A 14525-nucleotide genomic window follows, 5' to 3' on the forward strand; every position below is an offset into this window, starting at 1 on the left:
CGGCGCCGACGCCGGCGCCGGTACTACAGCATGGACGCCTCAGCGCTGATCGCGCCGGTGACTTCCAGCTGTTCCTGCACCAGGCGATCCACCACCTCAGCAGGCACAACGTCGCCAGTGCCGGCCTGTCGCCCCGCCTCGTTGAGCCAGTTGGCCAGCATCAGGTGGCCGTACTGCGTCATAACGGACTCGGGGTGGAACTGCACGGAGTGGACGGGCAGCGTCTTGTGCCGCATCGCCATGATCATCCCAGAGTCGGAAGTGGCCGTGACCTGTAGTTCATCCGGTACCGTCGCGGGATCGACTGTCAGGGAGTGGTAACGAGTCACGCGGAACGGGCTCGGCACCCCGGACAGCACACCAGTGCCGTCGTGGGACACGGGCGAGGTCTTGCCGTGGAAAAGTTCATTAGCCCGCACGACGGACGCGCCGAAGTGCATGCCGATCGCCTGGTGCCCCAGGCACACACCCAACAGGGGAATCTGCTGTTCCACAGCGATCTTCAGCACATCCAACAATCGCCCCGCCGCGCTGGGTTCGCCGGGCCCGGGGGACAGCAAAATCGCGTCGAAGCCCCGCAGCAGCTCTGCGAGCCCATCTTCGCCGCTTCCTGCCCCGGTTTCTGGGGCGCCGGTCAGCTCGGGGGCATCGTTGCGCAACACCACGCAATTATCGCCACTAAACCCCAACTGCCCGATGTATTGCACGAGGTTGTAGACGAAGCTGTCGTAGTTGTCGATCACGAGAATGCGCATAGCAAAGAGTTTAGCGTGCAGCGTGCGTCGCTTTGCCGTGGTGTGCTGCTAAAATCAGCTGGTACGTATTTTGCCCATGGGCGCTCGGTACCTCGCATACCGTCCGCTTCGCAGTCAATCCCGTCGAGGTTTTTGAACAATGCCAAAGTCTAAGGTTAATTCCGCTGAGGAGAACTACTCCAGTTCCTCTTCTTCCACGGATCGTCGCACGCCCGTGAAGTTGAACTCCAGTGGTACCCCGCGTTGGTACATCGTGCTGATGCTTGCGCTGATGGTTCTGGGTCTGGCCTGGCTGGTTGTAAACTACATCGCCGGCCCAGAGATCCCCTTCATGCGCGACCTTAACGCATGGAACTACCTGATCGGCTTCGCCCTGCTGATCGTGGGTCTGTTGATGACCATGGGTTGGAAGTAGCTCCGGGCTACCTCCCCTTCGGCACTGTTTAGTAGTGCCACCCCAGGCCGGTCCATATTGTGAAGGCCAGAATGACCGTCGCGGCTAGTGCTGCGATGGTCTTTTTTCTTGTTGACGCCCCCACGCCCCCAGTGCCTTCCGCCCCTGCGGAACTGATAGCTAGTGCGATGACGGTACCCCCGGCAAGCCCGCCGATGTGCCCCCACAGGGAGACATTGGAGAGCAGGACGGAATATCCGAGATTTACCAGCAGCAAGACGATCGGCCCGCGCAAGTCGCGCTTCTCTGTCCGAGATAGGGCGATGAGCATGGCAAACAGCCCGTAGCCGACGGTGGAGGCGCCACCCACGGGCACCTCTGGCTGAAAGTACATGCAGGCCAGCGCGCCGCCAGCGGCGCTGGCGACGATGAGGCTGAGCATGACGATCGCCCCGTAGTAGCGTTCCACCTCGCGACCAATCAGGAAGATCAGCAGCATGTTAAAACCCAGGTGGACCAGACCTAGATGAACGAACGCGGCGGTGAGAATTCGCCACCATTCACCCAGCATGGTGACGCTGGCGGCATTGAAGATCAGCTCGAGCCCCAGGTTAGACGTCCCAAGGCCAAAAGCGGAGCTGCCTTCGAGGGGGCTGGCGATGTTTCCAGATTGAAAAACCGTCACCACGTAAACAAGGCAGCACGCTGCGATGAATACGTTGGTGACGGAATACCGACTGTATCGTCGGCGGGCTCGGGTTTCCGGCCGCGACAAGGAGCTTTTACTCCTGGATCTCGACAGACTCGATCACGACGTCATCGTTCGGACGGTCCATGCGGTCGGTGGCCACGCGGGACAGCTTGGCAACGACCTTCTGGGATTCCTTATCCGTGACCTCACCGAAGATGGTGTGGCGGTTGTTCAGGTGCGGGGTGGCCGTCACCGTGATGAAGAACTGGGAGCCGTTGGTGCCGGGGCCAGCGTTTGCCATGGCCAGCAGGAACGGGCGATCGAACTGGAGCTCCGGGTGGAACTCGTCGCCGAACTGGTAGCCCGGGCCACCCATGCCGCGACCCTCCGGGTCGCCGCCCTGGATCATGAAGCCATCGATGATCCGGTGGAAGATCGCACCGTCGTAGAACGGGCCTTCGTTGGTGCCAGAGGCGTTGGGCTTGAAGTACTCCTTGGTGCCCTTAGCCAGGCCGACGAAGTTAGCCACTGTCTCCGGCGCGTGATTGCCGAACAGGTCGATGGCGATGTCGCCGTGGTTAGTGTGCAGAATTGCGGTTGCAGTCTTGTTAGTCACGGTGATCCATTGTACTGAAAACTGGCGGCGACATCTGTCGCTTACATAACTTAAATGCGGTATTGCACATCCCGTGTGGGAATTTTTCTTTAGGATGGGTGCAAGTACAGATTTACATTGACTCATTCGAATAGATCTCCAAGGAGAATCTCGCACGATGAACCCCACCACGTTGAAGCTGGCGCTGCGCGGCGCCAAGCAGGGTCGCACCATGATGAACAATCGCAAGGAGTTTAAGCGCCGCCAAGAGTTCGATGCGCTGCAGCAGTTGCGCGATAACCTGGCCACTGACGGCGAACGCGAGGGCATTATTGCTGGATCCCCCGCTCACGTGAAGGCCGTGGCGGAGCGTATGCGTAAGGAAGAGGGCGCTGCGGCGGCTCTCGAACAGGCTCGCGCGGCAGCTGCCGCCCGTGCCCACCACCAGGTGCACCACTCCGACGAGTACACCGCGGCGGACGTTGCAGATATGACCACCACCGGGGTACAGAAGAAGGCCGACAAGGCTGAAAAGGCTCGCGAGAAGGCTGCCAAGGCTCGTGCAAAGGCCGACAAGGCACAGGCCAAGGCGGCGAAGCAGGCTGCGAAGGTTGAAGGTGGGGCTGCTGGGATGGTGGCGTCGCTAAAGAAGAAGGGTGAGGACTTGAACAACACCGACCTTGCCGACAAGCTCGGCGTGGATACCGAGAAGCTGCGCAAGAAGATCGACAAGCGCACGCAGAAGCTGCGCGATCGCTTCGACCAGGCGCAGGCGAAGGCCGAGAAGAAGGCAGGCAAGAAGGCTAAGAAGCGCGAGCAGAAGATCGCGCAGCTGACTGCAGCACTGAAGGAGAACGCGCAGGATCTGCAGGAGCGCGGCCAAGCGGCCACCAGCAAGCTGCGTGACGAGGCAGAGGCTCGCAGCAGCGAACTGGCGAAGACCACCCAGAAGAACCGCAAGCAGCTGTCCAAGAAGCTGGAGGCCACCAAGAAGCAGGCCGCCAAGCGCGCACAGAAGCAGGCTAAGGGTGCAAAGAAGGATGCCCGCAAGCGTGCCGCGAAGCTGGACAAGCAGGTCACCCGCGCCACGAACAAGGCGCAGAGCAAGGCGCTAGCGAAGGCCGAGAAGAAGGGGCTGAAGAAGCAGGAGAAGAAGGGCGGACTGTTCGGCAAGCTGCTGCTGGTGGCTGTGCTGGCTGCCGCAGTCGCAGCGGTGCTGAAGGTGCTGCGTGGCGGCGAGAACGCACCGCAGAACTCCCCGAAGGTGCAGGACTTCGCAAACAAGGCCACCGGCGCAGCCGAGAAGGCCAAGGCGAAGGCTGCCGAGGTCAAGGACAAGTCGCAGCAGAAGGTTCAGGGCAAGGCCGAGGAAGAGCAGGCAGCCACTGCACCGGCTGCACCGGTCGCTCCGGCTGCCCCCGCTGAAGCCGCACCGGCAGCTGGCGCTCCCGCACCGGGCGTGGCTGTCCCGGGCGCTCCGGCTGCTCCGCAGGCAGGTAGCACTCAGGGCGCGGCGGACGTAGAGGACGTCACCGATGCAGCCGACGCTGCCGAGGCGGACTTCCCGCTGACCGAGGGCCCGGGCGAGGATCCGGACGAGGGCGGCAAGCACCGCCTCTAACTTGTACCCCCAGATCGCGTGCCGAACCCGGCGCGCGATAATGGCGTACATGACCCCGCGCCGCCTCACATTCCGCACCATCCCGCTGCCGCCGGCAGGAACTCGGGACATCACCGGACATGTCGCGCCGCGGGTCTTTTTGTCTTTATTTGACGACGCCCCCACGGCCGCCTGGCTGGATTCCTCCGGTAACGGCGGTACCCTCAGCGTGCTGGCAAACAGCGCTGGCCCCCTCGCCCGGACCTGGCTGCCACAGGTCGACAGCTCGGCGGCGTTCTTCGCGCAGCTCAGCACTGCCCTTGCCGAGCCGGTGGAGATCCCGGCAGACTGGCCATGCGACTTCGCATTGGGTTGGGTAGGCACGCTGGGATACGGGATCGAGGACATTGCCCGTACTCGACGGGAACACCCGGACGCGGCTCTGCTTTTTGCTGACCGGGCGGTGGTGGTCGACCATACCCGCGCACGGGCTTATGCAATGGCGCTGCTGCCGGAGCCGAGCGGGGACACTCGCGACGCGCACGCCGAGCAGCTGGAATGGCTAGACACTACCGTCGCGGAAGTAAATCGGATCGCGGTAGAGATCTCCGAGAGGAATGATGCGGAACCTGAAACCATTCCGGGTGGCACCCCGATCCGCGACAAGGTGCCCGCCGAGTTCACGCCCCCTCAGCGCGTACCCGCCGAACGCGCGGCGACATTCCACTTCGACCAGCCGAAGCGGCAGTACCTGGCGAGCATCCAGCGCTGCCTGGATTACATTGCCGCGGGTGATAGCTACGAGGTGTGCCTGACAAATACCGCCCGCGGACCGGCACTGCGGGAGCTGGTCAACCCGCGGCTCACTCAGCAGCCTGGCGAGCATCCAGCACTACACCCCGGCAAGCAACCCGGCGCGAACTCGCCCCACGCACCGTCACCGGAATTACTGGCCTACCTGCGGCTCCGCGAAGTAAGTCCAGTTCCCTATGGTGCGTTTCTGCGCTTTAGCCGCCCTGATCAGGCGCCACTTCACATCCTCAGCGCCTCCCCCGAGAGGTTCCTCAAGGTTTCGCCGGAGGGAGAGGTCTCCGCCAAGCCGATCAAGGGCACTCGTCCCCGTGGGGAGGACGAGGCGGCGGATGCGAGGGGGCGTCAGGAACTAATGAGCAACCCCAAGGACCGGGCGGAGAACTTGATGATCGTTGACCTGCTGCGCAACGACCTCGGAAGAGTGTGCGTACCGGGCAGTGTGAAGGTGCCGAAAATATTTTCGGTGGAGAGTTTTTCGCACGTCCATCAGCTGGTCAGCACCATTACTGGGCAGCTGCGCGCGGGACTGGAGGCCGTCAACGTGATCGAGGCCAGCTTCCCCGGTGGTTCGATGACGGGCGCGCCGAAAATCCGCACAATGCAGATCATTGAAGAGCTTGAGCCACGGCCGCGCGGACTATACTCCGGCGCAATTGGCTGGATCTCGCCGAACGCCGCGGCGGAGCTGAACATCACGATCCGCACGCTCATCGACGATGGTTCGGAGTGCTCTTTCGGAGTCGGCGGCGCGATCGTTGCGGATTCGGATCCGCTGGCGGAGTACCAGGAAACGCTAGTAAAGGCGGTGGCACTACTCGATACGCTTGGGAGCCAAATCGTCTAGCATTCTACTCGAAATATTTTCGAGTACGTTGTTTATCGCAGGTCAGTGGCTCGAAATTTGTTTCTAGTAGGTTTCGAGTACGTTTCGAGTAACTTTTCTAGCTACCTAAGTGGCCCCTTTACGGACCACACGGCGCGCGGATCGCGCGGTCCATTTCCGCGCCAATGAACCAACCCAGCGTCACGCATAGCCTGCAATGCACGGCGCACTGGAGGAGCCGACAAGCCCAGCGCCTCTGCAACATCACCCGTGGACATTGGCCGACCACTCATTTCTAGAGCAGCAAACACATCCTCGGAATGGCGAGGGAGACCACCCAGCACTTGGGCATCTAAACGCTGTGTTGCGGTCAATGAAAGAACTACACTGCCACTAGTTTGCGTATATACCGGATCAGCAAATCCAACCCGCCGCATGCTTGCAAACATACGTCGGATTCCCTCGCCCAGTTCCTGGCCAATGCGGAGCTCAGCGGTTACTCGCGCAATCAGAGGGTTGCGCGCAAAGCGGGCAATGGACTCTGGTTTAGTCGGATCTACAAGGCCAGGGAAGCGCCCCGGGCTAGAGACCTCAATCCGGCTCGGGAAAATTTCGAAACGAATGTGATCCCCAACCATGCTGTACGAGCGATGCACCACCGCGTTGACCAACCCCTCAAGCCAAACGTCGTGGGGGATAAGGTTCTCATCCTCGAATAGACCCGCGCCGGTGAGCCGTCGAATATTTGGCAGTATTCCGCTAATTGCATCCTGAGCTGCTTGAATCTGTTGCGGTATCGGACCATCAAAACGCTGGTCATCCATCAACTGCTGCATCTGACCAGGCAATCGCTCATCCTCGCCAAAGCGTAAAACCCGGATGTGTGCGTTCGGGAAGAACTCTTGAGGATTGTGTCCGAAAAGCAATATCGCGGCAGAACGTGGCCTGCCTTCTCGGTCAACCAGGTTGCGCGCCTTCAGAGCATCTTCGGCACTCGAAGAACCAATGGTCTCGGCATAAGTCTCAACCAGACCCATGTTGAGGTCGTTCGGAGTGGCGTTTGCGGGAACCGTGGCATCGTATTGCTGCTCACCCTTGGTATAACGAAGCTCCAGAATGTCATCAGCCCTCAAGTGCTTCGTTTCATCGCCTACTCGCAAGAAGCAGTCCCCTGATTTCAGGTAATGAACCCGCTCACTGGGCAAGACGTGGAAAAGATACACCTGCGTACGGCCATCCACGTCGCACAACTCGATCCGGACGCGAACCGTCGGATCCGTGTGATCCAACGACGTCTGTCGCAAGGCATTATCTTGGGTGGCGGTCGGCTTTCCTTCGAATTGTCGGTCCGAAATGCCAACCGCAATTACTCCGCCCTCAGAATTGGCCATGCCGACAATTGTCTTAGCCAAGTCCTTCGGCTTAATGCGGAAAGATTTGCGCTCGAACCACTGGTCTTCGGGGAGCTGCAGAAGCTGGTCCGGCTCCTCGTGGAAGTTTCGCTGCACACTCACAATCTGGCATTCTACTCGAAACATTTTCGAGTACGCTGTTTGTCTCAGGTCAGGGGCTCGAAATTTGTTTCTAGTAGGTTTCGAGTAGCTCTTTTGGCCACCTTGGAAGCCGATAGGTTAGCCTGAAAGAAAGCTATGCATACCCACAATGGCAGCGATGCTGGGGCGGGTGTGGTTAAAGCGGTAAGCGTCACTAAGCAAAAGAGGGGTGAATCCGCGCGTGCGAGCAGGCGAACAACACATCGATACCGCGGCGTGGATGCAGGCTATCTTCAACCGCAGCGAACAGGCGGATACGCGCCGCGAGCGGACTAAACAGGCACTGCTGCGCGCCGGCATCGAGCTGATTGCGGAGGAGCAGACAGATCTTTCCATCCTGGCGATTACCCAAAAGGCCGGGGTATCCAACGGCAGCTTCTACAATTTCTTTAAAGACCGCACGCAGTTCTTCGACGCGGTCGCGGAGTACGCGGTAAACAACCTGGCCAGCATCTTTGACCTGGCGGCGGACCAGGATCTGGACTCAATCGATGCGGCGGCCATGAACATCCGCATCCTGGCGTACGCGCACCGCTTAGTGCCGACACTGTCGAAGTCGATTGTGCGCCGCTCCCCGGACTTCTACACCATGCCCAACGAGCTGGTACGCAAGCTGCGCGAGCGTATCAGCACAGGCCTGGAAGATGGATCGTTCCACGTCGCAAGCACCGAAACAGCAGCAGCGATCCTCTTTGGAGCTTCCGCGATGCTGGGCCAGCGCCTGCATCAGGATCCGACGTTGAATAGCAGAACAGCTGGGGATGATCTTGCGCTCGATCTGCTGCGAATGCTGGGTGTTTCAGAGGAACGTGCGCGGCAAGCCATTGCACGCCCCATCGACGATTACCTCACCCCGCCGCAGTAGCCCCCCAACCCCAGTCGGCAAGCTAGTCCTCGCGCGCTACCCCGAAACCAAAGCGATCGAGGAAGCGGTCTTCTTCCCGGCGCGTATCCCGTGAATGCTTTGTAATCCAATCGGTGATGCGTTTCTGCAACGCAGGGTCGAGAGGCACCCGCACCAGATCGGGGCCGAGGATGCGCTCCCACGTAGGCACCATGATGCCACGGTAATTATGGCCGTGACCTTCCGGAGCCTGCTTGGAGTTCAGCATGTCCATCGCTACCTGCCAGCCGGTAGTGAACGGAATCCAGCGCAGCTTATCCACCACGTCACTGTGCTGGGTGGCTGGCGCCGGGACTCCCCTGGCACCCGGTTCGCGCAGCCAATCCGGTTCCCGCCAAAACAACTCCGGACCCCACCAGACAATTGCATCGGAGGCGTGCTGCACTACCGCGACCCGTGGGTGTTGCCACTGCTCGGCGTATTCCTGTCCGCGCCAATCATGGTCTAGATGGTCGGAGTGGCTGAGGAAACGCACGTGACGTCCCCCGTCATAGAGCGGCAGTCGCTCCGGCGAACCCTCGCCACGGCCCTCCGTGATCTCGCGGATCATCTTGGTAAATCGTGGCGCTCCGGAAAGCACTGCCCCGTCCAGCTTGGCCAGCATGTCCTCCAGCCCGTCAAAAGCTGCCGCCGTGCCATACGCTCCCAGAGATTCGCCCGTCACAAACACCTTCGGCGCATTTGGCATGCCGTCCAGCAACTCAAACACGGCGTCAATAAGCAACTTCGCGGCGCGCACCGGCGTATCGCGATCCAGCGCATAAGCGACGGGCGACTGCACGTAGGAATACTGCATGGTCACATTGGCGCAGTTTCCACCCGTAAGGAACTCCACGGTATCCAATTGCCAGTCCGGCACCCAGCCCGTGCCGGTAGAGGTGTGGATGATGATGGCTGAACGGTGTAGCGCACCGGTACGCAGTAACTCCCGTTTTACGAGTTCAACAATGCTTTCCAGCGTTCGCCCGGGGGCCAGGCCGCCGTAGATGCGGATCGGTTCATGCACATCGTCCAGGCCCGTGACCTCCGTGATGTCGCGCGCCCTGGGGCCACCGCCGACGAGCACGCGACCTTGGGCGCCGAGTGAGATCCACCTTTCGTACGACCACACCGAACCCGACCGCTCGGGCTCCCATGGCTGCTGATAACCCCAGTACACGCGGCGATTTACGAGCTCGGCTTTCTCGTTAAACTTCTCCAGGAACTGCCGCAGCAAGATCTTGTCGGAGATGAGATACGCAATGACGCCCACTGCTCCCGCGGCTACAGGCACCGCCACAGGAGCGGGGACGAACCGGCGTAGCGAATGCCGGGTGAGGTCGAAACTGGATTGAAGTAGCTCGCCGAGCAGTAAGAACGCACCATAGCCGAGGGTGCTGACGGCCACTCCGACGAAGGCAGAGGGAGCACCCAGGCGTTGGCTGTGAACCAACTCGGCAGAGTCCCCCTGCCGTTTGTAAAAGCGATAGGCAGCGGCAACGGTTGCCAGGGTGAAGGCAGCGTGCATGGCACGGTAAGCCTCGCGGTAGCCGGGCTTGTTTACCAGTTCCCGCAGGTCCAGGCCAGCGGCACGAAAGGCCGGAAGCACTGCGTTGGCGATGATGGTGCCGTTTAGATGACCCACTGCCTGCGACGTGGAGGCATTGCCAGCAACCGCCCACCAGGGGTGCGGAAGTAGGGAGGGCGAAAAGGCATTCCACATGCCGATCTCCGCGCCGATGATGGCGAAGCCGCGGCGAGGATCCAAGGCATAGCGCCTGTTTAGGCGCACGCCTGGGAAGAGGTTGGCGTAGAGGTCAATAGCGCCGGCGGTGGCCCGGAAAGAGTAGGACAGCGTGGTGAGGGAAGCCCACTTTGCCCGCCGTTTCAGGGCTGGGAAGATCCGTCGCCGCAGTGTACGCATGGGATGGTTTGCCGGATAGTCGCCTAGTTAACGCAGTGCCTAGAACTGCGCCTCGCGCAAGGTGGCGTGGGTGACGTAGTACTTTTCGTAGTCCCGCAGGGTGCGGGCCTTCTCATTCAGTCGGGCCATGACGGCCTCGCGGGCGCTGTCGCGATCGTTGTAGAACTCCAGTGGATCACCGACCCGTACCTCTTCGCCACGTTCGACCAGGAGGTATGCCTTGCCCTCGGGGCCGTCGATGGTCTGCGGCGTGCCGGTGAAGGGGTCGGTGTAGCGATACGTGGTGTTCATGCTGGTCATGGGTCGTGGCGCTCCGTTGGTTGGGGGTTGTCTAGCTCGCTTCTTCAACATTACTTGCTGCCGATGGGACACCACCACGTGGAGCGTAGAGAATATATGGATTATCCGGAATCTATTCAGGTATGCGATGCCAAGTAGTCGTCTTCTAGATACACACTTTGCCTCCAATCAGCCGAAACCCCATCAATTTGAATGCGGTTCTCTTTCTCATCCCAGTAGGTGATCGACGCATTGGTCATCCCGCCTAAAGCTTCCCCTCGGCCAAGACCGTCCCGCCCGGTTCTTTACTTCCGGTCATCGGCTCCTCGGTGACGCGCACCATTATCGTGTCTGCCGGCAGTGGCATCCACACATTGTCGTGCGGATCCTGACCAATCACACCTGCGGAGCGGGCGGATCCTCTTTCGTCGATGGACCACACCTGGGCGCCCATGCCGTCCTTCAACACTGGCACGCCGTTGACCATCGCCCCGCCGGAATCCATTTCCTCCGAGACCACCACGTCCAGCGTCGAACCATCGGCTTTCAGCGAAACGCTGCGCACGTCACCCATCGCCATGATCGAGTGCATATGGTCTTCCGCTTCTTTGCCCTGCATCAGTTCGTCGCTAGGGCCCTGACCAGTACCTTCAGCGTCCGAGAACACCTCTGGGGCGTCTGCCCCACCATCTTCGACGGACTGGTTCGTGTTGTTCTCGGCTAGGTCAGCGTTCTCGCCGCCGCCCCATAGCCCGCTGGTGGTGCCTACGATTCCCACGCCTGCCACCAGGACGACTGCGGCAGCCGCGGCAAAGGCAGTGCGTGCGAACCCCCGGCGGGAACCAGCAGCCTTCGACAAAGGCACTACGTTGCTTGCTGCGTTGTCTTCTCCCGGCGCGACCTCATCACTCGGCGCGACCTGCGGATACTCGCCCGAAGCAATCGCATCCAAAATGTTCGACTTCAACTGTGTCGGAGGTGCCACAGGTTCGGCCAAATCCGCCAGGTCGGCTTCTAGCTCGCCGAAGTCCGGCTTCTCGTCGTTCATCGGGCACCCCCTTCCGCCAGTGCGTCGCGTTGTTCCTTAAGGATCTTCTCTAGCTTACGAAGCCCGTCACGCACGCGCGTCTTCGCAGTTCCCAGCGGCACGCCGGTGGCTTCCGCCAGTTCCGCGTGCGTCATGTCGCCGAAGTAGGCCAACAGAATTGCGGTCTTGTGCGGCTCGCCCATGATCTCCAGCGCAGTCCGCACGGTATGGCGTTGCACGTTCCTTAAGGCCTCGTCTTCCACGCTTTCTTTCTTTATTGACGCCACCAGGAAGGCCTCCCGGTCATCCCGTTTCAAGGTGGCGATGGCGCTTCGGACGCGATCAATGGCACGGAGCCTTGCGCGGCGGAGGATCCAGGCCTTCGCGGACCCTTTACCTGGGTCGAAGTCCCCCGCGTGCTGCCATATTTCGATGAATACTTCCTGGGTTACTTCCTCTGCCTGCGCCTGATCGTGGAGTATCTGCAGGCTGAGTCCCAGAACGTTCGGGGCGATCCGGTCGTAAAGGCGCGCGAAAGCCGCCGCATCGCCCTCTTGGGCGAGCAGCATCAAACTCTCGAGAGTTTCTCTATCGACTATGGCCACCATTTTCATCGTAGTGCCTTCAGGCCTACGACCTGCTAGCTATCTACTGGTTCTGCTTGCCCTGCAGGTCCGGCATCATGCTTTCGTCGGTCTCCATCATGTTCTCCGTCCTGTCCTCCATCTTGTCGGACATCTTCTCGTCCATCTTCTCGGACATTGCAGGCTTGTCCGGCATCATGTTCTCCTCGGTCTCCATCATGTTCTCCGTCTTGCCGGACATTTGGTCACCGCCCTTCATGTCTTCGGTCATTTTCTCCTCAGTCATCTTGCTCTCACTCGTCATTTCAGAAGAAGAGGTTCCGGTCATCTTGGAGTCCGCAGCGTCATCGTCATCGTTGCACGCAACCAGGCCCAAGCCCATCACGCCGGTCAGGGCCACGGCAATGGCGGCACGGCCCGCAGAGAATCCGGCTGCACGATTGGCTGCAGAGTTGGTCTTGAGAATCATCATTTGTACTGCTCCTTCGAGGTAGCGAACTATTCCACACGACCCAGTCGCAGGGTCGCTTCATTGGTACATACGGCGCCCTCCCCCACACCGGATTGGAAGTCTTTAAAAAAATTTTTTCCAATCCATTTCCCGCCTGTGCTCCGTAGTCATTCACATAACTCGTTTGTATGAGCGCCCCGGCCACACGCGCGGTGGGCGTCAATAAGAAAGAAGAAGGAGCACAGGAACATGGGATGGGACATCGCGCTGATTGGGTTGATCGGCGGGTTAGTGACGGGACTTTCGCCGTGCATTCTGCCTGTGTTGCCAATCGTGTTAGCGGTCAGCGCGGATAAGCGGCGTAAGCCGTGGCTGGTGGCGACGGGCATTGGACTGAGCTTTACGCTGGTCACACTGCTGGGCACACTGGCACTCAGCGCACTGGGGCTGCCGAAGGATCTGCTGCGCTGGGCGGGCGTGGTGCTGCTGGTGCTCGTGGGCGTGAGCATGCTGTGGCCCGCGCTGGGTGATCAGCTGGAACGGCCCTTCGCGCGGATCCGGATTCCGGGGTGGATTCAACGGATCACGACGGGCGGGGGCTCCGGGTTCGGCATTGGTTTGGCTCTGGGTGCGGTGTATTCGCCCTGCGCAGGGCCGGTGTTGGCGGCGGTGACCGTGGCGGGCGCGACGGGGCAGATCGGCTGGGGCAGCGTGGCGCTGGCGGTCAGCTTCGCGGTCGGGGCGTGTACGCCTTTGTTCTTCTTCGCGCTGGCGGGCAAGCAGATCGGTACGCGGGCGGATTTCGTACGTTCCCACCGCAAGGGCATCTCTTTTGGTGCGGGTGCGCTGGTGATCGTGCTGGCTGTGGCGATTGCGTTCAACGCTCCGGCGGCGCTGCAGCGGGCGCTACCGGATTGGACCGCGGGCGTGCAGGAGCAGTTCAACGCTTCGGACAGGACCCAGAATGCGATACAGCAGGCCAACGGCAGCGGTGGCAGCGTCGGCGACGGCAGCTTGGAATCTTGCCGCAATTCTGCCCCCGACGAGTTGCAGGACTGCGGCCCGGTGCCGGCGTTCGCCGGTCTGGAGGGTTGGCAGAACACCGAAGCGCCGGTGGATCCGCGCCACCCGGCGAAGGTAAACGGCAAGCAGAGCATCACCCTGGTGGATTTCTGGGCCTATGCCTGCATCAACTGCCAGCGCGCCAACGAGCACGTCACCAAGCTTTTCGACCGCTACCGGGACAGTGGCCTGCAGGTGGTGGGTGTGCACGCCCCGGAGTACGCATTCGAGCACGAGGCCTCCAACGTCACCGCCGCCATCCGCGACCAGGGCATCCACTACCCCGTCGCGCAGGACAACAACTTCACCACGTGGCGAGCCTTCAATAACCGCTACTGGCCTGCGCATTACCTGGTGGATCACACGGGCAAGGTCCGCCAGATCCACGAGGGCGAAGGCGCTTATGCGGAGACCGAACACCTGGTGCGCGAGCTACTCTCGGCGGCCAATCCGGGCATCGAGCTACCTTCGCCGGTAGAGGAAGGTGGGGATTCTTCTAATGACGCCACCAGTTCCCAAAAGCGGAACCCGGAGACGTACCTGGGCACGCGGCGTGCGGAGTATTTTTCTAATCCCGCGGGTGAGTACAAGAACGGAACCCACGAGTTTGCGAAGGTGCAGCCGGAGGCTCTGCACTACAGCTTGGAGGGCAAGTGGGAGTTGGCCGAGCAATCCATCCGTCCGGTGGATGAACCAGCGATGTTGCACCTGAACTACCAGGCCAAGCGAGTGCAGCTAGTGGTCTCCGGCCGGGGTGAGATCTCCGTGACCTACGGCAACGGCACTACCCGCCGCTTCCCCATCAAGTCGGATGGCACGGTGGATATCCTGCGCGGACCCGAGCAGCAACAGGGCGAGTTGAGCGTGGAGGCTGGCAAGGGCGTGGAGCTCTACTCACTGACGTTTGGGTAGTGCTGGCGGGATCTGCGGTATCCCACAGACCTTTCGCTACAAGAAAGTCCGGCAGATAAGTGTTCGATTATTGAATGGCATACCAACTGGGACGTCGCACCCCGCCACTAAACTGAGTTCTATACCCACCAAAGAAGCCCAAGCAATTGCCCGCCGTAGACAACTGCACAGCAGATCAG

14 protein-coding genes are annotated in these 14525 nt (G+C 60.8%); 5 read left to right on the plus strand and 9 right to left on the minus strand.

The genetic code is table 11. The annotated features are described in order from the left end of the window. Positions 1-23 precede the first annotated feature (23 nt). On the minus strand, positions 24-755 hold the full coding sequence (locus ACKFRT_RS08395; protein ID WP_296216145.1) for an aminodeoxychorismate/anthranilate synthase component II: 732 nt from the start codon (positions 753-755) through the stop codon (positions 24-26). A 139-nt stretch (positions 756-894) separates the two neighbouring features. Here ACKFRT_RS08395 and crgA point away from each other — a divergent pair, with 139 nt between their 5' ends. Beyond that, positions 895-1170, plus strand: coding sequence for a cell division protein CrgA (gene crgA, locus ACKFRT_RS08400; RefSeq protein ID WP_296216143.1), 276 nt, complete (start codon positions 895-897; stop codon positions 1168-1170). Between the two features lie 28 nt (positions 1171-1198). Here the strand turns inward: crgA and ACKFRT_RS08405 are convergent, their stop codons facing one another. After that, on the minus strand, positions 1199-1834 hold the full coding sequence (locus ACKFRT_RS08405) for a rhomboid family intramembrane serine protease (protein WP_408924980.1): 636 nt from the start codon (positions 1832-1834) through the stop codon (positions 1199-1201). Between the two features lie 97 nt (positions 1835-1931). Next, positions 1932-2456: a peptidylprolyl isomerase gene (locus ACKFRT_RS08410; protein WP_296216140.1), complete on the minus strand. Its 525-nt coding sequence runs from the start codon at positions 2454-2456 to the stop codon at positions 1932-1934. A 157-nt stretch (positions 2457-2613) separates the two neighbouring features. Between ACKFRT_RS08410 and ACKFRT_RS08415 the strand changes: the two genes are divergently transcribed. Then, positions 2614-4056: a hypothetical protein gene (locus ACKFRT_RS08415; protein WP_408924981.1), complete on the plus strand. Its 1443-nt coding sequence runs from the start codon at positions 2614-2616 to the stop codon at positions 4054-4056. Positions 4057-4105: 49 nt separating this feature from the next. Continuing rightward, positions 4106-5692, plus strand: a complete 1587-nt coding sequence (locus ACKFRT_RS08420; RefSeq protein ID WP_408924982.1) for an anthranilate synthase component I family protein — start codon at positions 4106-4108, stop codon at positions 5690-5692. Between the two features lie 101 nt (positions 5693-5793). Here the strand turns inward: ACKFRT_RS08420 and ACKFRT_RS08425 are convergent, their stop codons facing one another. Then, positions 5794-7185, minus strand: coding sequence for an RNA-binding domain-containing protein (locus ACKFRT_RS08425; RefSeq protein ID WP_408924983.1), 1392 nt, complete (start codon positions 7183-7185; stop codon positions 5794-5796). A 220-nt stretch (positions 7186-7405) separates the two neighbouring features. On the opposite strand from ACKFRT_RS08425, the gene ACKFRT_RS08430 reads away from it, so the two are divergent. Further along, complete coding sequence (locus ACKFRT_RS08430) at positions 7406-8089, plus strand: TetR/AcrR family transcriptional regulator (protein ID WP_296216132.1); 684 nt, start codon at positions 7406-7408, stop codon at positions 8087-8089. A gap of 22 nt (positions 8090-8111) precedes the next feature. Here ACKFRT_RS08430 and ACKFRT_RS08435 read toward each other — a convergent pair whose 3' ends face one another. From ACKFRT_RS08435 to ACKFRT_RS08455, 5 genes are all read right to left on the minus strand, one after another. Further along, positions 8112-10031 (minus strand): alpha/beta-hydrolase family protein, encoded by a 1920-nt coding sequence (locus ACKFRT_RS08435; RefSeq protein WP_408924984.1) that lies wholly within the window; start codon positions 10029-10031, stop codon positions 8112-8114. A gap of 39 nt (positions 10032-10070) precedes the next feature. Next, positions 10071-10331: a hypothetical protein gene (locus ACKFRT_RS08440; protein ID WP_296216129.1), complete on the minus strand. Its 261-nt coding sequence runs from the start codon at positions 10329-10331 to the stop codon at positions 10071-10073. A gap of 244 nt (positions 10332-10575) precedes the next feature. After that, the gene (locus ACKFRT_RS08445) at positions 10576-11358 is read right to left on the minus strand and encodes an anti-sigma factor (RefSeq protein WP_296216126.1); all 783 of its coding nucleotides are present in this window, start codon (positions 11356-11358) and stop codon (positions 10576-10578) included. Next, positions 11355-11951: a sigma-70 family RNA polymerase sigma factor gene (locus tag ACKFRT_RS08450; protein ID WP_408924985.1), complete on the minus strand. Its 597-nt coding sequence runs from the start codon at positions 11949-11951 to the stop codon at positions 11355-11357. The genes ACKFRT_RS08445 and ACKFRT_RS08450 overlap by 4 nt, the downstream gene beginning before the upstream one ends. Positions 11952-11985: 34 nt before the next feature. Continuing rightward, entirely contained in the window at positions 11986-12393 is a 408-nt protein-coding gene (locus ACKFRT_RS08455) for a hypothetical protein (protein WP_296216122.1), read from the minus strand. 228 nt (positions 12394-12621) lie between these two features. Between ACKFRT_RS08455 and ACKFRT_RS08460 the strand changes: the two genes are divergently transcribed. Then, a complete protein-coding gene (locus tag ACKFRT_RS08460) occupies positions 12622-14346 on the plus strand; it encodes a cytochrome c biogenesis protein CcdA (RefSeq protein ID WP_408924986.1) in 1725 nt (574 codons plus the stop codon). The last annotated feature ends 179 nt before the right edge of the window (positions 14347-14525 follow it).

This window comes from Corynebacterium jamesii (assembly GCF_046097395.1).
Taxonomy (GTDB): domain Bacteria; phylum Actinomycetota; class Actinomycetes; order Mycobacteriales; family Mycobacteriaceae; genus Corynebacterium.